Genomic DNA, 18,867 nt, shown 5'->3' on the forward strand with positions numbered 1-18,867 from the left:
CCAATTTCACCCCACAGTCAGACCATGCGCCATCATGCGGGCAGATCGCGCAGCCGATTGGTCAGGAACCGCTTCTCCGGCTCCTGTTCGGCCAGGTTCAGCGCGGTCCGATAGGCGTCGCGGGCCTCCCCATACCGGCCCAACCGGCGCAGCAAATCCGCCTTGGCGGAATGCAGCAGGTGATAGCCACGCAATTGCCCCTGCGCCGCGATGGCTTCGATCTGCGCCAGACCGGCCGCCGGACCGTCGCGCATCGCCACGGCCACGGCGCGGTTCAAATCGACGACCGGTGACGCCACGATCTGGGTCAGGGCGTCATAGATCTGAACGATCCGGCCCCAATCCGTGTCCTCGGGCCGTGCAGCGCGGGCATGTTCGGCGGCGATGGCGGCCTGCAGCGTATAGGGTCCGACCCGGCCGCTGCGAAACGCGTCCCCCAACAGTGCCAGCCCTTCGTCGATCGCATCCTGCCGCCAAAGGCTGCGGTCCTGTTCATCCAGAAGGATCAGGTCGCCGGCCGGGGTCGCCCGCGCCTCCCGCCGGGAATCCTGCAACAGCATCAATGCCAGCAGACCGGTCACTTCCGGCTCCGCCAGCATCTGGCGCATCAGCCGGGCCAGACGGATCGCCTCCCCGGTCAGATCGACCCGGGTCAGGCTGTCCCCGGACGACGCAGAATAACCTTCATTGAAGACCAGATAGACGACCTGCAGCACGCTTCCCAGCCGCTCCGCCAGGGCGTCCGCTTCCGGGACCGCGTAGGGGATGCGCGCGTCACGGATCTTGGCCTTGGCCCGCACGATGCGCTGCGCCAGGGTCGGCGCGCCGGTCAGGAACGCGCGCGCGATTTCTTCCGTCGTCAGGCCGCAAACCTCGCGCAAGGTCAGCGCGATCCGGGCGTCAGCCGCCAGCGCCGGGTGACAGCAGGTGAAGATCAGACGCAGGTAGTCGTCTTCGATCTCCGGTCGGTCCTCCGGGGCGTCGTCGGCTCCCTCCCCGTAGAGCCGGTCCGCCAACTCCCCCTGGGCCACGTCGAAACGCGCGCGCCGCCGCAGCTTGTCGATCGCCTTGAACCGTCCGGTGGAAACCAGCCAGGCCCGTGGATTGTCGGGCATCCCCTCCCTTGCCCAACGCTCCGCCGCGACGGCGAAAGCATCCTGCAAGGCCTCCTCCGCCAAATCGAAATCCCCCAGCAACCGGATCAGTGTCGCAAGGACCTGCCGCGAGTCGCGGCGGTAGAGATCGTCGATCGAAACCGGCGCGAGGGTCACGGCTGGACGCAGCAATCCGGGCTGATCGGCCGGACTTCGATACTGCCGGTCCGGGCCGATGGGATGCGTCCGGCAATGCGGATCGCTTCGTTCAGGTCCCGCGCCTCGATCAAATAAAACCCGCCCAATTGCTCCTTGGTCTCTGCGAAGGGCCCGTCCGTCACGGACAGATTGCCGTTCCTCAACCGAACCGTCGTCGCATCTTGGACCGGCCGAAGGGCGTCCGATGCGATCAGATTTCCGCTCTCCTCCAACTCGTCGTCCAGGGCCAGATGTTCCTTCGCCAAGGATTCGTACTCGTCCGCGGCCATGGCACGCAGGCGCGATTCCTCATTATAGATCAGGCAGATGTATTTCATGACTGCTTATCCCTAGTTTCAGACCAGTTCCTTGACCGGCCGGACTTCGATACTGCCGTGGCGGATGCAGGGGCATTTCGCCGCCAGTTGGGTCGCCTCGTCCAGATTATCCGCCTCGACCAGAAAGAATCCGCCCAATTGCTCCTTGGTCTCGGCAAAGGGGCCGTCGGTCGTCAAGACATCGTCGCCGGGCATCCGCAGGGTCGTCGCCGTACGCACGGGCTGCAGGGCGTCCGACGCGATGTACTTGCCACAGTCGCGCAGATAGTCGTCATAAGCCAAGGAATCCCGCACAAGCGCGTCGAACGCGTCCGGCGCCATCCGGTCCAACGCGCCCTCATCCAGATAGACCAAAAACAGATACCGCATCGTCGGGTCCTCCAATCGGGTTAACGGTTTCGCAAACTGGTCGTTCCGTCCGCCCGGAAATCGACAGCGACCGAAAAAGTTTCACCCGCCTGTCGAAAATCGTTCCCGCCCGGCGACTAGAGGGCGAAAGGACGATGACATGTGCCCTGGATGCCTGACAACCGAGACCCTGACCGCACTCGCCCCAGAGGGGCCCAAGGCGGCTTTGCGCCTGATCTTCGCCGCCTTCCGGACGGGCCGGGACGCCGCATCGCTCAACTCGGAAAACAGGACGCCCAGGGCGACACCTAAGGAGACGATTCATGTCCAGTAATCCCGACACACCCCGCCCGGCGACCCGCCGCGAATGGATCGGCCTCGCGGTCCTGGCGCTGCCCTGCATCCTCTATGCGATGGACCTGACGGTGCTGAACCTGGCGGTTCCCCATCTGACTGCCGACCTGAAGCCGTCGGCAGAACAGTTGCTGTGGATCATCGACATCTACGGCTTCCTGGTCGCGGGCACGCTCTTGACCATGGGAACGCTGGGCGACCGGATCGGGCGGCGCAAGCTGCTGTTGATCGGCGCGGCCGCCTTTGGTGCGGCGTCGGTCCTGGCGGCCTATTCGACCAGCGCGGAAATGCTGATCGCCGCCCGCGCGCTGCTGGGCGTCGCGGCCGCGACCCTGGCACCTTCCACCCTGTCGCTGCTGCGGGTCATGTTCGAAGACCCGAAACAACGCAGCATCGCCATCGGCGTCTGGATCGCCAGCTTCTCCGCCGGCGGCGCCATCGGGCCGCTGATCGGCGGGGTGCTGCTGACCCATTTCTGGTGGGGTTCGGTCTTCCTGGCGGCGGTGCCGGTCATGGTTCTGCTGTTGATCCTAGGTCCGTCCCTGTTGCCGGAATACCGTGATCCGGAGGCGGGCGATCTGGATATCTTCAGCGCCGTATTGTCCATCGCCGCCGTTCTGGCCGTGATCTACGGGATCAAGCGGATCGCCGCCGACGGCGCGGATGCTCAGGCCCTCGGCGCGATCGCCGCGGGCGCAGTCATCGGCATCCTGTTCGTCCTGCGCCAGCGCCGGATGAAGGACCCGCTGCTGGACATGTCCTTGTTCCGCAATCCGGCCTTCAGCGGCGCGCTGCTGATCAATGTAGTCGGCTTCTTCGCAATGTTCTCGGCCTTCCTGTTCATCGCGCAGTATCTGCAGCTTGTGCTCGGGCTGTCCGCGCTGGAGGCGGGCCTGTGGACCGCGCCGTCCGGCGTCGCCTTCATCCTCGGCTCGACCTTGACCGCGCCGCTATCCCAGAAACTGCCGCCCGCGACCACGGTCGCGTCCGGCTTCGTCGTCGCCGCCCTGGGCTTCGTGCTGATCGCCTGGACCGGCAGCCCCATGCCGATTGCCACCATCGTCGGCGGCTTCATCGTCTTCTCGCTGGGCCTCGCCCCCGTCGTCACGCTGATGACCGACCTGATCGTCGGCGCGGCCCCGCCGGAACGGGCGGGCGCGGCGGCAGGCATGGCCGAAACCAGCACCGAATTCGGCGGCGCGGCGGGTATCGCGGTCCTGGGCAGTCTGGTGACGGCGCTTTATCGCGACGGCATCGTCGGAACGCTGCCGTCCGAGCTATCGGCGGAGCAGATCCGGTCGGCGGAAGACACGTTGGGAGCGGCAATCGCCGTCGCATCGGACCTGTCCGGGCCATCCGCAGGCACCGTGCTGGACACGGCGCGTAACGCCTTCAGCGGCGCGTTTCAGGTCACCACGCTCCTCAGCGCCTTCATCGTCACGCTGGCCGCGATCCTGGCCGTGACGCTGCTGCGGCGGGTTCGTCCCGCCGCCGGATGATCGCATCGCCAATCGAAAGGATATCCCCGTGACCACACCGACCATCGTATCCCGCGACGAATGGCTTGCCGCCCGCCTCTCGCTCCTTGAAGAGGAAAAACGGCTGATCCAGATGCGCGACGCGGTCGCCGAAACCCGCCAGGCCCTGCCCTGGGTCCGGATCGAAAAGGACTACCGTTTCGAAGGACCCAATGGCGCGGTCGGCCTGGCCGATCTGTTCGGTGGCCGCAGCCAGTTGATCGTGCAGCATTTCATGTTCGGCCCCGGCTGGCGCGAAGGCTGTGTCGGGTGTTCGTTCCTGGCCGATCATATCGACGGCACGCTGGTCCATCTGGCGAACCGGGACGTCGCCTATGTCGCCGTCGCCCGCGCGCCCTATGTCGAGATCGACCGGTTCCGGAAGCGCATGGGCTGGCGCTTTCCCTGGGTTTCGTCCCAGGACAGCGACTTCAACTTCGACTTCCAAGTGTCCTTCACGCCGGACCAGATCGCGTCCGGCACGGTCCGGTACAATTTCGAAAAGTCCGACACCTCCATGGAGGATCTGCCGGGGATGAGCGCGTTCTACCGTGACGAAGACGGAACAATGTATCATACCGATTCCGTCTTCGGGCGCGGCGGAGAGGAATTCGTGCTCACCGATCGGCTGCTGGACCTGACGCCGCTCGGGCGGCGGCTGTACGACGAGAATGGCATGTCGGTCGACTGGGTACGTCACCACGACAGGTACGACCAACCCGCCGCCATACCCGAGATCGGTGTCGTCCTGGCCGGCGAACGCTGAACCAGTTCAGCCGCCGGCCCCGCCAAGTCGGAAATCCGCCGCGATGTCCCGAAAGTAACCGCGGTAGTCGTTCGGCGGCTTTCCGGCCCCTTTTTTCGCCGTCGACTTAGTCGCCTTCTTGGTCTCCCCCGCCATGGCTCAGCCCACCGGATCGGCGGCCAGCATTTCCGCCGCCATGTCGCGCAGCTTGGCGCGCTGCACCTTCATGCCGTTCGCGCTCTGGGTCACCGGAAAGGCGTCCAGCGCAACGACCCGCACCGGCCGCTTGAACGCCGCCAGCCGCTCCGCCGCCGCCGCCAGGACCTTGGCCTCGTCGAAGCCCCCCTGCGCCGCGCGGGTCACGAAGGCGACAGGGCGCAGTTTGCCATCGCGCTCCACCGCCACGACCTGGGCATCGGCCACGCCGGGCAAGGTCTTCAGCACTTCCTCGATTTCCGCCGGATCGACAAGAAATCCGCCCAGCCGGATCGCGTCCCCGGCCCGGGTGACATAGACGAAGGATCCGTCCGCCCGCAGCATGCCGATATCCCCGGTGCGGAAAAACCCGTCCGCCGTCATCGCGTCGGCCATCGCCTCGGGATTGCGGTAATAGCCGGTGAAGCTGGTCGGCGCCCGGATCTCCAGCGCCCCCGCCTGCCCAACCGGCAGCGCCGCCCCGGTCTGCGCATCGACGATACGCACCCGGGCGTCGGCCGAAATCGTCCGCCCGCCGCCCTTCAACCGCTCGTCCAGCGGCAGATCCGCGTCCTGTAGCGAGAACAGCGCATTGACCTCCGACGAACCATAGAGCCCGCGCAGCGGCAGTCCCGCCGCAGCCGCCGCCCGCAATTGCCCTGCCAGGCCCGGCGTGAAGGAGGCGAAACCGCAAAGCCGCAGCGAGGCCAGCGCCGTCGGCACCCGGTCGCCCCCGTCCACATGGCCCGCCGCCTCCAGCAGCCGCGCCATCATCTCGTCGCTGCCGATCACATGGGTCAGCCGGTGCCGCGCGATCCGCGCCGCCGCATCCGCCGCATCGAAAGCCGCGCAGAGATGCAGCGCCGCCCCGCCCGCAATCGCCCCCAGGGCCGCGTTCAGCCCGAAGACCCCGCAGAACGGCATGGCCGCGAAGAGGCCCGCCCGCGGCTCCGTCCCGTCCCGATCGAAACCGAACCGCGCTGCGACCCGCTGCGAATGCAGGGTCAGCGTCGCCTGGGAATGCACCACCAGCTTCGGCGATCTGGTCGTGCCCGATGTGGTGAAGAAAGCCAGCGCCGCGTCCGGGTCGCTGTCCCGGTCTAACGGCAGGACGTCACCCGGCAGGAAATCCGTCGGCGGGACATCCCCCGGCACGGGCCGCAGATCGCAGTGCGAGACCGGCCGCCCCAGCAAAGTCCCGGGCAGCGCGACCGCCGGTTCGCACGCGCCTTCCGCCGCCCCCGACAACACCGACACCGCGCGCAAATCCGGCAGCCCCGCCGGATCGACACCAGCCAGGATGCCGGGAAAATCGATCGCCTTGAAACCCGTCTGCAGGATCAGCCGCGACGCGCCCGACGCTTTCAGGATGTAATCGACCTCCGCCGCGCGATAGCGGGTATTGACCGCGACCAGCGTCACCCCGGCCCGCGCCATGGCAAAGAACAGCGCCAGCCACTCGACCCGGTTCGGCAGCCACACCGCCACCCGATCCCCTTCCCGCACCCCCTCCGCGTCCAGCCACCGCCCCGCCGCCGCGACCAGCCCGGCGAACCGCGCAAAAGACACCGCCCCCTCCGCCGACGGCCACAACACCGCCCCATCGGCAGGCGCCGCGCGCCAGGGCTCCAGCAGGTCATCGAGACGGGGTTTCGACATCGGCAAGGCTCAACGATTGTTTCGGCCATACCATACATGGTTTCGCGGCGGCGCAAGGGAGGGTGCGGCTGCGGGCATTCCCAGACAGTAGCCCCTGGATCATGCGACGGCCGGTAGCCACGAGCGGACATTCGCGAAAGCGGGAGGAATTCTAAGATCTCAGATCAGTTGAGCTTGAGCCTCTCAAATCATAAAATCCGCACCAAGGTCGGCACCATAGGTTGGTTTTCTGGATTGTATGATGGGCATACTAAAAATTCTAACCGCAACCCTGATCCTTCTGACCACTATAAAAGTCATGATTTGTGGTACTTTTTGGATTAGATTCAGCATCAATCCACTTAATTACTCAAAAGTGTATTCTTGGCCGGACCGTTTTTCCGTCCTGTTCTCCGCTATATTATGGGCGTTGGCATCATGGATGCTCTTTTTCTTCTTAATGTTCGTCGAAGAATTTGTCCTAAATTCTTGATCTGAGTGCCTCATTCAATCAGGATCTTCGCCCTTGGTGCTCTCTCGTATTAGCGATTGAACTTGCTCGAGGGCATCAGCCTCTCTCAGTTGACGCGCTATATTGACGTCTGGGCGCTTAGTATGCCTGCCACGGCCCAATCCCAGATCCTGCGCAAACTTGGGAGCCTTCGGATCTCGGGACATGTACCGAAATCGGCGCACCATCCGTCCAGGCGCACCTGCCGAAACCTGTATTGCGGGGTGCCGGTCGCCTCGCTCGGGCCGACGTTATCGCGTCACGTCGAACATCAAAGGCTGAGGCGTGGCCTCCGCCCCGTTGACGGGGGTCTTGTCCTGCGGGCAGGCCGACATGACGGCGATGCAGTCGCGATCTGCACGGAGACGGATGCTGTCGCCCGGCTTCGATACCGGCGGCTGAAATTCGATCCCGCCCCGGGGATCGACCGGAACATTCATCCAGATATTGAACGGCGCGGGGATTTCCGGCGCGCGCATGCCGATCGCCATCAGCGCCATGCGCAGGTTGTCGGTGCAATTGTCGTGATATTCCTCGACGCCCAATTGCCGATACCGGTGCAGATCGCAGGCGGCGACGATGGTGTCATGGATACCGGGCGAAGTGTCTTCCGTCATCGTCATCAGGCTGCGCCGCAGATTGGTGACCAGCCCGTCGCCTGGCCGCGGCATGGTCCGGCCCAAGGCGGTGCGGAGATGTTCCATCGACAGGAATTCCCGCAGGTCCGGCAATGCGAAAGCCCAGAAATCGCAGACCTGGCTGCCTGCCGGATTGACGATGGTCAGGGTCTCGCCGGCGGCCAGCCGCACCGCCCGGCCGCAGCGCGCCGGCACGGTATAGCGCCGCCCCGGTTCCGGCCTGCCGTCCGGTGAGATCGATTCATCCAGGGTGGCGTTGTGCCCGTCCGGGGTGGCGGCATCGAAGGAAAGTGGCAAAGTGTCGGTCATTGTTCGGTTCTCACGATGTGGCGCGTATGACATGGCCGTCGGCGTCGCTCCAGCTCGCGGCAATCGCCGCGCCGCGCTGAAGCGACAGGCCGTCCAACTGGCGTTGCGGCATCTGGACCACCAGATCCCGGCCGCCCTCGGTCTCAAGATACAGGTTTACGCTGGCGCCGACGAATTCCTCGCCGATCAGCCGGCAAGGCAGACTGTTCGCCTGCGACGGCCCGCCCAGCACGATCCGGTCGGCCGAGACGATCAGGTCGACCTCGCCGTCGAACAGGGCCGGGTTGGCATCCGCCGGAAGCTTCAGCAGGCCGTCGCCGGTCCGCAGGTAGCCGCCGCCATCCGCCCCCTTTTCGGGCCGCCCGGTGAAGATGTTGTTGCTGCCCAGGAACTCCGCGACGAACCGCGTCGACGGCCGCAGATAGATTTCCTTCGGCGCGCCGATCTGTTCGATGCGGCCCTCGCTCATGATCACGACGCGGTCGGCCATGGCGAAGGCTTCGGAATGGCTGTGCGTGACATAGATGAAGGTGATCCCCAATTCGCGCTGCAGATTGGTCAGAACGGCCTGCATCCGCACCGATAGATGGGCGTCCAAGGCGCTCAACGGTTCGTCCAGCAGCAGGACCGGCGGTTCCGTCACCAGGGCCCGGGCCAGGGCGACGCGCTGCCGCTGCCCACCGGACAATTCGTCGATGGCGCGGTCGGCGAAGCGGCCGATTTCCAATCGCTCCAGCCAGGACAGGGCGCGCCGCCGCCGTTCCGCCGCCGGTACCCCGCGCATCTTCAGGCCGAATTCGACATTCTCGACCACATTCAGGAAGGGGAACAGGGCCAGGCTCTGCCAGACCATCGGCGTATCCCGCTCATGCGGCGCCAGGCCCCGGGTCGACCGTCCGTTCAGCAGAATGTCGCCCTTGGTCGGGGCCTCAAGCCCCGCAATCATGCGCAACAAGGTGGATTTGCCCGATCCGCTGGACCCCATGATGGCCAGGAACTCGCCCCGGCCGATCTCCAGATTGACGCCGGTGACGGCCCGGAAATCCCCGAAACTCTTCTCAACATCGACGATTTTCAGAACAGGTTCCATTTTCCTCTCCTCTCAGTCCCCGGTCCGGGCGGACCGCGCGTCCCGCCGGCTGCTGCGCAGGTGAACGACTTGCGCGGCAACGACCAGCAGGATTGATGTCAGAAACACGATGCCGCCGATTGCGTTGATCTCCGGGCTGACACTGCCCTGCAGGATCGACAATACGCGTACGGGCACGGTTTCGTTCAGGCCGGATACGAACCAGGCGATGGCGTATTCGTCGAACGAGATGGCCATTGTCAGGAACAGCGCCGACACCAGCGAAGGCGCCGCGAAGGGCAGCACCACATGGCGCATCGCCCGCCAGGGTCCGGCGCCCAGATTCCAGGACGCCGCCTCCAGGGCCGAATCCATCTGCGACAGGCGCAGACGGATGATCGCCATGGCGAAAGGGGCGCATAGAACGGCATGGGCGATGACGATGGAATACAGCGCCCCGGAAAGCGCCAGCCGCGACAGATAGGCCAGCATGGACAATCCCAAGACGATAACCGGCACCGTCGGCGGCAGAAGCGCGATGGCCAGATAGGCGCTCTTGCCGAAGAATTTGTAACGGTAGTCGGTATAGGCCGCGCCGAACCCCAGAAATGTGGCCAATACCCCGGTTGCCATCGCGGCCAGGGCGGAATGGGAGAAGGCCTCCCAGACCGCGGGATCGGTGAAAACCCGGGCATACCAGTCCAGCGAGAAGCCGCCCAAGGGCAAGGTCGGGAACCGGTCCGCGTTCAGCGAGAAGACGAAGCTTGCCGCGATCGGGGCGAAGACGAAGAGGTAGATCCCCCCGGTATAGAGCCACAATGCGGCGGGTCTTTTGATCCGGTCAGCCATGACTGCGCCTCCTGGTCTTGTATGCGAAGCGGACGGCGAAGAAGGCGACCAGGATCAATGTCGTCACCATGGTCACGGCGACAACGGCCGCCCGCGGCCATTGATTCCCCGCCTTCGTGAAATCCGTAATCAGGATGCCCAGGGTCGGCGGATTTCCGCCCCCCAGATAGGTCGGGCTGACGAAATCGCCGAAGGTCAGGATGAAGGCGAAGGTCGCCCCCAGGACCAGACCGACCCGCGCGGACGGCACGATGACCGCCCAGACCGTGCGCCAGGGCGGACAGCGCAGATTGCGCGCCGCTTCGATCAGGCTGCGGTCGATATTCACCAGGCTCATGAATTGCAGCAGAACGACCAATGGCAGGCAGAGCGTCGCATAGCCGACAAAGGTGCCAAAGACGGTATTCAACATGGCGACCGGTTCCAGTCCGGCGCCTTGCAGCGCGGCGTTGATCAGCCCGTTATCGCCCAGAAAGGCCTGCCACGTGTAGACCCGCACCAGATAGCTGGTGAAAAAGGGCGTGATCAGCAGCAGGACCGCCAGCCGCCGCGCGCCCTTGTCCAGATGAAAGGCCAGGAAATAGGCGCAGGGGAAGGCGATCAGACTGATCAGCGCCGCCGCGCCGGCGGCCATGGCGCAGGTCCGCAGATAGACGCTCCAGAAATACGGCGTGCCGTAGACGGCGATCCAGTTCACCGGATCCAGGGCGGCGACCAGCCGGTAGTTTTCCACCTTCCAGAAGGTCAGGACGATCAGGAAGCCCAGCGGGACCACGAAGAACAGTGTCTGCCAGGCCGCCATCGGCGTGGCCCAGGCCAAGGGGTAAATCAACCGCGCAAAGCGGGGAACGGTGCCGCGCGACACCGCGGTCGCGGAAAGCACGGCGCCGGGTGATCGGTTCGTGACGGTTAGCATGGTGCAGGCCTTGCTCGCCGGCCCCGGGGAGTCCGCGGCCTCGACGGCCGCCGGCTCCCCGGTCAATGCCGGCCCTTAGAGGTTCTTGTAGCGGGACCAGGCGTCGTTCCACGCCTCGAGCGATTGGCGAACCGGCAAGGCGCGCGGCTTGATCCGGCCGTTGCGCAGCAGGTCCATGGCGTTCGGCCCGGACGCGACCATGCCCTGCCGGGCGGCCTCGTCGGGGTCCGATGCCTGCAGCGCCTTCCAGCCGCCTTCCGTCGGCAACAGGGCCGGATAGGCCTGCAGTTTCGCGGTGCGAACCTGCCCCGCCGGGGACGTCATGTACTGGATGAAGCGCTGCGCCAGATCCGGGCGCCGCGAACCCTTGCCGATGGACAGGGATTCCGCCCACATCAGCCCGCCCTCTTCCGGAATGGCGGTCGCCACCGTCGCGCCGTCGCGCTGCAACACGCCGGTAATCCAGTCGCCGATGCCGGGGATCGCGGCCACTTCCCCGGACCGCAGGGACGAGAGGACCCCGCCGTAATCGAAATAGCCGGCGACCTGCGGCTTCAAACTGAACACGCGATCCTGCACTGCCTGCCATCGGTCGTCCGTCAGGTCGAACGGGTCGGCATTGCCGTCGAACTGACTGACCACGCCGAAATTCGGCAGATGCCAGTCGAAATGTCCGACGCGGCCTTTGACCTTGTCGTCCCACATCACGGCATAGCTCATGGCGTCCTTCTCGGTCAGGACCGAGGTGTTGTAGGACAGGCCCAGATACCCGAAACGGATCATCACGGAATACAGATCGTCCCCCATCCAATGGCCGGGAAATTTCTGAAATTCCGGGAAGAAGTCGTCGAAGGGATAATCCTCGGGCGACAGGCGCTCGATCATATCCGCGGCGACAAGCTGTTCGACATATTCCCGGTCGGTCAGGATCACGTCATAGGTGCCGGGCGGAGATTGTGCCAACAGGGCCAGCATCTGATCGCCGCCGACATAGTATTTCTTCTTGATCCGGACATTGTTGACCTCTTCGAACTCGGCGACGGCGTCCGGCTCGGCATGACCGTACCAGGACAGCATGGTCAATTGCTCCGGCGCCGCCTTGGCCGGGCGCGCCGACAGCAATGGCCCCGCCCCGATCAGGCCGGCGCCGGCCATGGCGGCTTTCAACACGGTCCGTCGATGTATCTGCTTACTCATAACGTTTCCTCCCTCACTCTGTTTTTGGTTAAAGCTTCAGGAATTCGGTCCATCGGCGGACGAGGTAGTTGTGTTCGTCCATCACCGAGTTCCAAATCGCGATCCGGCCCAGCCGGTCGGCATAGCTGCCGCCCGGATAGCGCTCCCCCTGCCGGACGATGACCCTGCCGTATGGGCATCGCAGGTCCTCGCCGGCCGGCTTGCCGCCGTACCAGTAGTTCCACTCGGCGGCGCTCATATGCGCGCGGGCGGTTTCGGGATTGGAGATATGCGCGTTGTTGCGCGCCATCACGGCGCCGGCATAGCCGGACAGCCACCAGTTCAGATACGCATAGGCCGCGTCCCGGCGGCGGTCGTCCAGGTCGCGCGACAGGGCCAATCCGCCGTACCAGCCGCGATAGCCTTCGCGCGGCGCGGCCATCGTCACCGCAACGCCGCGGCGGCGCAGTGCGACGAAGCCCTGCCACCACATGCTGGACACATTGACCCGGTCCGCCTCGAACAAGGCGCTCGCCTCCGCCTCCGTCGCCCAGAAGGCCTTGAAATGACCTTTGCGGCGGCGCGCCAGCAGCATGTCGACCAGGGTATCGATCTCCCCGACCGTCAGATTGCCGGGATCGCGAAAATCCGTCCAACCGGCGGCGCGGGCCGCGAGGATCAGGTCGATGACACCGATGGCGGCATCGCTTTGCACGGCGACCCGGCCGGTATGGGCATTGTCCAGCAATGCCGACCAGCTTTCGGCATTCTCGCCCCCCGCGGCCATCGCGAAACTGTCCGCGTTATGCACGGTGGGCAGCATGCTGATATGCCCGGTGGGCTGTGACCCCAACTCGCCGTCTTCCTGGACATAGAGCCGGTTGGCCGGATTGCCGCCGGGCGCCGTTTCGGCGTCGGCATTCAAGCGGCCCCGCTTCGGCAGATCGTTGATCTCGTCCCATCGCTCGATGCGCGTCAGGTCGAGGGGCTGGATGGAGCGGGCGGGCCAGATCAGGTCGATGTTATGGAACCACTGATCGTAGACATCGAAGGCCTCCGGATAGAGCGCCGCGATCCGCTGGGCGCTGGTTCCGTCTTCGATGATGAAATCCAGCGTGATGCCCAGATCCTGCTCCGCGCGTGTCCGGATCGGCTCGATCAGGCTGACCGAAGTGCCGAGGACGCGCAGCGCCGGCTTGCCGCGATGAACGGCGGCGGATTTCGTCGAAGGTCTTGTCACTCGGCCAGGCATGGTCGCTCTCCCCCGTTTCTACGCCGTGGCCCGCACAAGGCCGGGATGGGGATGACGGCGGGCAAAATCCTCCGCCACGGCGCCCAAGGTGCAGAACCGGACGCCGGGATGTTCGCGCATATGGGCGATCAGCCGCTCATGCATCAGCAGGGTCTGCGGGCGGCCGGAGACATCGGGATGGATGGTCATCGGGAAGACCGCGTAATCGTATTCCCGATAGACCCAGTCGAACTGGTCGCGCCAAAGCTCTTCGACCTGGCTCGGCAGGACATAGCCGTGGCTGTTCGGGGCCGATTTGACGAACATCTGCGGCGGCATGTCGTCCAGATGCCAATTCGCCGGGATTTCGATCAGGCGCGACGGCGTGCCGCCGGTGAACGGCTTCATCCAACTGCCCGCCGGCTGATCGAAATCGATCTTGGTCCAGCTTTCGCCGAGCGGCAGGTAATAGGGCTCAAAATCCCGGTGCATCATGCTGTGGTCGTACCGGACGCCCCGCGCCAGAAGCAGGTCCGCCGTGTTCGGGCTGAATTCCCACCATGGGGCGACATAGCCGCGCGGCCGAACACCGGTCATCCGGACCAGGATTTCCAGGGACCGATCCAGAACTTCCTCTTCCTGCTCGCGGGACATCGACAGCGGATTTTCATGGCTGTAGCCGTGCAGGCCGATTTCATGCCCGGCGGCGGCAATGGCCTCCGTCTGGGCCGGGAAACTTTCGGCGGAATGGCCGGGGACGAACCAGCTGACGGTCAGGTCGTTGCGCCGGAACAATTCCAACAGGCGCGGCACACCGACTTCCGCCGCGAAGACACCGCGAGAAATGTCGCAGGGCGAATCCTCCCCGCCATAGGAGCCGAGCCAGCCCGCCACAGCATCGAAGTCCACACCATACGCGACCAACATTTCCTTCGGCATCTCTTGTCCTTTCCATCCTGGCTCAAGGGGTTATGAGGGCGAGCGACCGCTCGGCGTCGCGCGCAAATTCAAGCAGCGCCCGGTCCCGTCCCCGCGTCATCGAGAGCTGCAACCCGGCGGCCAACCCGCCCGGCCCGATCCCGATGGGAAGTGAGATCGACGGCATGTCCAGCAGACTGCCCAGCATCGTGTTGCGCAGCACCAAGGCGTTGAGGCGCGCGACGGAATCCGGGTCCACCAGATCCGCAAGCAACGGGGCGACGATCGGCACGGTCGGGAAGGCTAGGGCCTCCTTGCCGAGTTCCCGTTGCAGGCATCGCCGCGCCTGCCGGCGGGCCAGACCCAGCTCGGCCAGGGATCGGTCCGAGATCTCCGCGCCGGCACTCAGCCGTCGGCGAACATTGGGATCCATCGGACCGAAATCCGGCCCGCGCAGGAGGCCGCCATGGCGGCGATAGGCCTCCGCCACGACCGGCGCGCCGTGCCGCTCCATGGCGGAATGCAACATGTCGAAGCTTTGCAGCGGGCGGTGCGTGATCCGGACCCCCTGCGAAGACAAGGTACTCAGGGCGCGGTCGAACCTTTCGGCGACGATGGGGTCAAGCCCGTCTAGAACGATAGTCTCCGGCACGACGAGACCAGACGGCTTCGGGTAATCGCCCAAAGCGGGCTCCCGGCAAATCAGGCCGTCCAGGAACGCCACGTCCCCGGCGCCCCGCGCGAGAATTCCGACCGTGTCCAGGCCCGGGGCCAATGCGAAGACGCCGGCATCCGGATAACGGCCATGGCTGGGTCGGAACCCCGCGATGCCGTTGAACGCCGCCGGCACCCGGATCGAGCCCGACGTATCCGTGCCGAATGCGGCAGGCACCAGGCCCAGCGCCACGGCGACGGCGCTGCCGGAGGACGACCCGCCCGGTGCGCGGTCCCGGTCCAAGGACAAGGCGTTGACCGGCGTGCCGTAATGCGGATTGAGGCCGAGGCCGCCGAGTGCCATTTCCGATAGGTTCGTACGCCCGAAAAAGACGGCGCCCAGTTCCTCCATACGATGGACGATGGGCGCGGTGCGATGGCCGACGGTGCGCAAGGCCGGTATCCGCGACCCGGCCGTGCTGACGTCGCCGATCCGGGCGAACACATCCTTCCAGGCAATCGCCACGCCGTCCAAGGGCCGGGCCTCGCCGCGGCGAAGCCGGTTGCGGCTCGCCTCCGCCGACCGGCGGATGTCATCGGCATCCAGGGCGATGAATACGTGCCGCGCACGATCGCCGGCGGCGCTGTCGAGTGCCGCCTCCGCCGCCGTGACGGGATCCCACAGACCGGCATCAAACTGCAGGGCAAAAGAGAACATGCCGCCCCCGCCGCTTTCCATGCCCGCCATTCTGAATGCCGTCTGAAACATGCCGTTTCCAACCCGGTATTGATCCGATGGCATAGTGATGTCAAAAATGACTATTGCGAACAATCGTCATCTTTTAAGCGGCACAGGATTCAGCAACCGCTTGATATCGTGGGGAAATCGCAAACGGTCCGTCACCCGAACGGCCAGGTGAGTAAAAATGACTCTCCGATGACAGGCAGGGCGCGGCAATTCTGAGGGAAGGAAACGCCGGCAAATGGATCATGCTGAGGATGCGGGGCAAGAGGAGCCGCTGTACGAAATCATCCGCGCGACCCTGGCCAAGAGAATCCGCGCGGGGGTTATCCCGAACGGTCTGGTTCTGATCGAAGGGCCGCTGGCGGAGCTGTTCGGCACCAGCCGCGCGCCCGTCCGCAAGGCGCTGGAATGCCTGCATCGCGAAGGATTGGCGCACCGTTTCCGGGGACGCGGTTATCTCGCCGGAACCGACCGGACCGCCGAGCCACACCGCCAGAGACTGGATGGCGACATTCTGGGCATGGAGGAAAGCCCGGGAACACCGGTCGCGCGCGGCAAGCTGCAAATGGACAGAATGGTCCGCGCGGTCCGGGACGAGGCTGCCGTCGCCATGGCATTCGGACAGTTCCGGGTTCTGGAGATCGCGGTGGCGGATCATTTCGGGATCGGCCGGAAGATCGCGCATGAAATCCTGCTGCGGCTTCAGGAACAACGCATCCTATGGAAGGATTCGCGGGGTCACTGGATGGCCGGACCGCTGACGGCCCGGTCGGTCCGGGACGAGTATCAATTGCGGCGGCTGCTGGAGCCCGCCGCCTTAAAGGAATCCGCGCCCAACCTGCCGCCGGACCTGGTCCGCACGATGCTGGCCCGTGTCGAACGGCTGATGGATGGCGACGAGACGCGCACCGCCGAGGAGCGGGAGCAGGTCGAGACCGACCTGCATGAGGTATGCCTGAAGGAATGCCATAACGAGCGCCTGCGAGGCGTCATCCGGCGTAGCCAATTGCCGCTGCTGGTCAACAAGGTCTATCTGTCGACCATCGGCATTCAGCGAACCATGCCGGAACTGCACGAACACCGCCTGGTGCTGGAACATCTTCTGAGAGACGCGCCCGACGACGCGGCCGAAGCGCTGGACGCCCATCTGGAGGCGGCCAGCCGCCGTACGATGCAACGCCTGAAATCCCTATCCGTCCTGCCGGACCCCGAATTTCCGGCCTATCTATGCCGTCAGTGAGCAAGGGTTTGAGCATCCGGGCCGCGTCCGGGACAGGCGGATAGGCAAGTAAGGTCGGCTGAACGAGACTAGTCCTCGAAATGGCCGGCGACAGTCCATTTGCCGCCTTGCAGGCGCACGGCTGCATCGTCGTTTGCATCCGGCCCGCAGGCGGCCTCGATCTTCTCGCGGAACTGTTCCGACGAATCCTGCGGCTGCCAGCCCAGGAACCGGGCGTGGCTGTTATCTTGCCATTTTTCGAGATTGTCGGACACGCCGTAAACGATGGTATGCGCAACGCGCGGGGCGGCGAAAACCCGATCGATCAAACGAACCATGTCATTCAGGCTCAGCCACAGCGCCATAGAGCGGCGATCGACCGGTTCCGGGAAGCAGAAGCCGATGCGGACGCAGACGGATTCCACGCCGAACTGATCAAAATAATAGCGGGACAGGGCCTCGCCGAAGCATTTCGACACGCCGTAGATGCTGTCGGGCCGGATCGGCATCGACGGGTCGATCGACGTCTCGCGCGGGTAGAAGCCGGTGGCGTGATTTGAACTGCCGAACAGGATGCGCGGCTTTCCGGTCTTCCGGGCGGCCTCGTAGACATTGTAGGTGCCGCGGAAATTGGCTTCCAGAATGCGGTCGAACGTGTCCTCCAGCGAGATCCCCCCCAGATGGACGATGCCGTCGCAATCCCGGACCAGCTCTTCGACCGCGGCATAATCCCGAAGGTCGCATTGGACGACCTCCTCGCCCTCCCCGGCCGGCCCAAGATCGGCAATATCGGACACCCGCAGGGTCGGATACTTGCCCGCCAGGGCGCGCCGCAATCGTGTTCCCATTCCGCCGGCGGCGCCGGTCAGCAGCAGTCTCTTCATGTCACACTCCAGGGTTTCCGGATTTGCCTAGCGCCGCGTCACCCGAACAGGTTCGGCAGCGTCATCGAAATCGCCGGCACGAAGGTCGTCAGCGCCAGCGCGAACAGAATTGCCAGATAGAAGGGCCAGATCGTCTTCACCGTCTGCTCAAACCGGACCTTGCCGATGACACAGCCGACGAACAGACAGGCCCCGACCGGCGGCGTACACAGGCCAAGCCCCAGATTCATCATCAGCACCATGCCGAACTGAATCGGATCCATCCCCAGATTGGTGGCGATCGGCAGGAAGATCGGCGTGCAGATCAGGATCAGTGCCGCCATGTCCATGATCATGCCCAGCGCCAGCAGCATCAGGTTCAGGATCAGCAGGATGACGATCTTGTTCTCGGAAATCGCGGTCAGCAGGCCGGTCAGTTCCTCCGGCACGCGATAGAGCGCCAGCAGATAGGCGAAGGCCGTGGCGCAGGCGACCAGGATCATCACCATGGATGTAGTGCGCACCGAATTGACGACGGCGATCTTGAACGCCGTCCAATCCAGCGACCGATAGGCCAGGGCCGTGACGATCAGGGCATAGATTGCGCCGATGGCGCCGGATTCGGTAACCGTGAAGATCCCCGACAGGACCCCGCCGACGATGATCACCGCCGTGAACAGGCCCGGCGCCGCGGCGACGAAGGAAATCGCCAGGGACCGCCAGCCCGGGAATGGTTCCCGGGCGTAGCCCCGTTTGACGGCGACGAGATAGGTCGCGATCGCCAGGCAGAGGGACATGATGATCCCCGGCACGATCCCGGCGATGAACAGTTTGGACACCGAAATCCCGCCGCCCGCTGCAACGGCATAGAGGATCATGTTGTGACTAGGCGGGATGACGATGCCGGCAATGGAGGACGTCACCGTCACATTGACCGCATAATCGGCGTCATACCCCTTGTCCTTCATGACCGGGATCAGGATCGAGCCCAGCGCCGAGACATCGGCGACGGCCGATCCGGATATGCCGCCGAACAGCATGCTGGAAAAGACGTTCACCTGTCCCAGCCCGCCGCGAAGACTGCCCACGGCGGCGGCGGCGAGACGGACCAGCCGGACCGCGATCCCGCCATGCAGCATCAGCTCCCCGGCGAAGATGAAGAACGGAATGGCCAGCAGCGAGAAGACCGATATGCCGGACATGATCCGCTGAAACGGCAGCAGAAGCGGGAAGCCTTCAAAGGCGAAGGTGGCGACCGCGGCGATCCCCAGTGCAAAGGCGACCGGAACACCGATGACGACACACAGCGCGAAGACGCCGAGAAGCAGAGCGAGCCCCAATT

General features: G+C 64.9%; 17 protein-coding genes. 3 read left to right on the forward strand and 14 right to left on the reverse strand.

All coding sequences use genetic code 11. The features are described 5' to 3' along the window. Positions 1 to 32: 32 nt before the first annotated feature. Genes ACO06O_RS01890 through ACO06O_RS01900 form a run of 3 tightly spaced genes read right to left on the reverse strand, consistent with a single transcriptional unit; the run spans position 33 to position 1,999 of the window. Positions 33 to 1,271 carry an RNA polymerase sigma factor gene (locus tag ACO06O_RS01890; protein ID WP_421875700.1) on the reverse strand — a complete coding sequence of 413 codons (1,239 nt, stop codon included), beginning with the start codon at positions 1,269 to 1,271 and terminating at the stop codon, positions 33 to 35. Further along, positions 1,268 to 1,630 carry a YciI family protein gene (locus tag ACO06O_RS01895; protein ID WP_421875702.1) on the reverse strand — a complete coding sequence of 121 codons (363 nt, stop codon included), beginning with the start codon at positions 1,628 to 1,630 and terminating at the stop codon, positions 1,268 to 1,270. Before ACO06O_RS01895 ends, ACO06O_RS01890 begins: the two co-directional genes overlap by 4 nt. Positions 1,631 to 1,648: 18 nt before the next feature. Further along, positions 1,649 to 1,999 carry a YciI family protein gene (locus tag ACO06O_RS01900; protein WP_421875704.1) on the reverse strand — a complete coding sequence of 117 codons (351 nt, stop codon included), beginning with the start codon at positions 1,997 to 1,999 and terminating at the stop codon, positions 1,649 to 1,651. A gap of 302 nt (positions 2,000 to 2,301) precedes the next feature. On the opposite strand from ACO06O_RS01900, the gene ACO06O_RS01905 reads away from it, so the two are divergent. Beyond that, complete coding sequence (locus ACO06O_RS01905) at positions 2,302 to 3,831, forward strand: MFS transporter (RefSeq protein ID WP_421875706.1); 1,530 nt, start codon at positions 2,302 to 2,304, stop codon at positions 3,829 to 3,831. 28 nt (positions 3,832 to 3,859) lie between these two features. Further along, on the forward strand, positions 3,860 to 4,615 hold the full coding sequence (locus ACO06O_RS01910; RefSeq protein ID WP_421875708.1) for a DUF899 domain-containing protein: 756 nt from the start codon (positions 3,860 to 3,862) through the stop codon (positions 4,613 to 4,615). A gap of 138 nt (positions 4,616 to 4,753) precedes the next feature. Here ACO06O_RS01910 and ACO06O_RS01915 read toward each other — a convergent pair whose 3' ends face one another. The 9 genes from ACO06O_RS01915 to ACO06O_RS01955 form a co-directional block, all read right to left on the reverse strand. Beyond that, the gene (locus ACO06O_RS01915; protein WP_421875710.1) at positions 4,754 to 6,448 is read right to left on the reverse strand and encodes an AMP-binding protein; all 1,695 of its coding nucleotides are present in this window, start codon (positions 6,446 to 6,448) and stop codon (positions 4,754 to 4,756) included. Positions 6,449 to 7,189: 741 nt separating this feature from the next. Beyond that, a complete protein-coding gene (locus ACO06O_RS01920; RefSeq protein ID WP_421875712.1) occupies positions 7,190 to 7,885 on the reverse strand; it encodes a DUF1989 domain-containing protein in 696 nt (231 codons plus the stop codon). Positions 7,886 to 7,895: 10 nt separating this feature from the next. After that, the gene (locus tag ACO06O_RS01925; RefSeq protein WP_421875714.1) at positions 7,896 to 8,975 is read right to left on the reverse strand and encodes an ABC transporter ATP-binding protein; all 1,080 of its coding nucleotides are present in this window, start codon (positions 8,973 to 8,975) and stop codon (positions 7,896 to 7,898) included. Between the two features lie 12 nt (positions 8,976 to 8,987). Next, complete coding sequence (locus ACO06O_RS01930; RefSeq protein ID WP_421875716.1) at positions 8,988 to 9,803, reverse strand: ABC transporter permease; 816 nt, start codon at positions 9,801 to 9,803, stop codon at positions 8,988 to 8,990. Then, positions 9,796 to 10,719, reverse strand: a complete 924-nt coding sequence (locus tag ACO06O_RS01935) for an ABC transporter permease (RefSeq protein WP_421875718.1) — start codon at positions 10,717 to 10,719, stop codon at positions 9,796 to 9,798. The genes ACO06O_RS01930 and ACO06O_RS01935 overlap by 8 nt, the downstream gene beginning before the upstream one ends. 75 nt (positions 10,720 to 10,794) lie before the next feature. Beyond that, positions 10,795 to 11,916 (reverse strand): polyamine ABC transporter substrate-binding protein, encoded by a 1,122-nt coding sequence (locus tag ACO06O_RS01940; protein WP_421875720.1) that lies wholly within the window; start codon positions 11,914 to 11,916, stop codon positions 10,795 to 10,797. A 28-nt stretch (positions 11,917 to 11,944) separates the two neighbouring features. Next, on the reverse strand, positions 11,945 to 13,147 hold the full coding sequence (locus ACO06O_RS01945; protein ID WP_421875722.1) for an ABC transporter substrate-binding protein: 1,203 nt from the start codon (positions 13,145 to 13,147) through the stop codon (positions 11,945 to 11,947). Positions 13,148 to 13,165: 18 nt separating this feature from the next. Beyond that, the gene (locus tag ACO06O_RS01950; protein WP_421875724.1) at positions 13,166 to 14,065 is read right to left on the reverse strand and encodes a polysaccharide deacetylase family protein; all 900 of its coding nucleotides are present in this window, start codon (positions 14,063 to 14,065) and stop codon (positions 13,166 to 13,168) included. 22 nt (positions 14,066 to 14,087) lie between these two features. Further along, positions 14,088 to 15,467, reverse strand: a complete 1,380-nt coding sequence (locus ACO06O_RS01955) for an amidase family protein (RefSeq protein ID WP_421875726.1) — start codon at positions 15,465 to 15,467, stop codon at positions 14,088 to 14,090. Positions 15,468 to 15,681: 214 nt separating this feature from the next. Here ACO06O_RS01955 and ACO06O_RS01960 point away from each other — a divergent pair, with 214 nt between their 5' ends. After that, on the forward strand, positions 15,682 to 16,683 hold the full coding sequence (locus tag ACO06O_RS01960; RefSeq protein ID WP_421875728.1) for an FCD domain-containing protein: 1,002 nt from the start codon (positions 15,682 to 15,684) through the stop codon (positions 16,681 to 16,683). Positions 16,684 to 16,751: 68 nt separating this feature from the next. On the opposite strand, the gene ACO06O_RS01965 is transcribed toward ACO06O_RS01960, so the two are convergent. Both ACO06O_RS01965 and ACO06O_RS01970 read right to left on the reverse strand, forming a co-directional pair. Further along, complete coding sequence (locus ACO06O_RS01965) at positions 16,752 to 17,546, reverse strand: NAD-dependent epimerase/dehydratase family protein (protein ID WP_421875730.1); 795 nt, start codon at positions 17,544 to 17,546, stop codon at positions 16,752 to 16,754. A 38-nt stretch (positions 17,547 to 17,584) separates the two neighbouring features. Then, entirely contained in the window at positions 17,585 to 18,865 is a 1,281-nt protein-coding gene (locus ACO06O_RS01970; protein WP_421875732.1) for a TRAP transporter large permease, read from the reverse strand. Between the last annotated feature and the right edge of the window lie 2 nt (positions 18,866 to 18,867).

The sequence above is a fragment of the Pacificispira sp. genome (assembly GCF_965228185.1).
Lineage (GTDB): Bacteria > Pseudomonadota > Alphaproteobacteria > UBA8366 > Aestuariispiraceae > Pacificispira.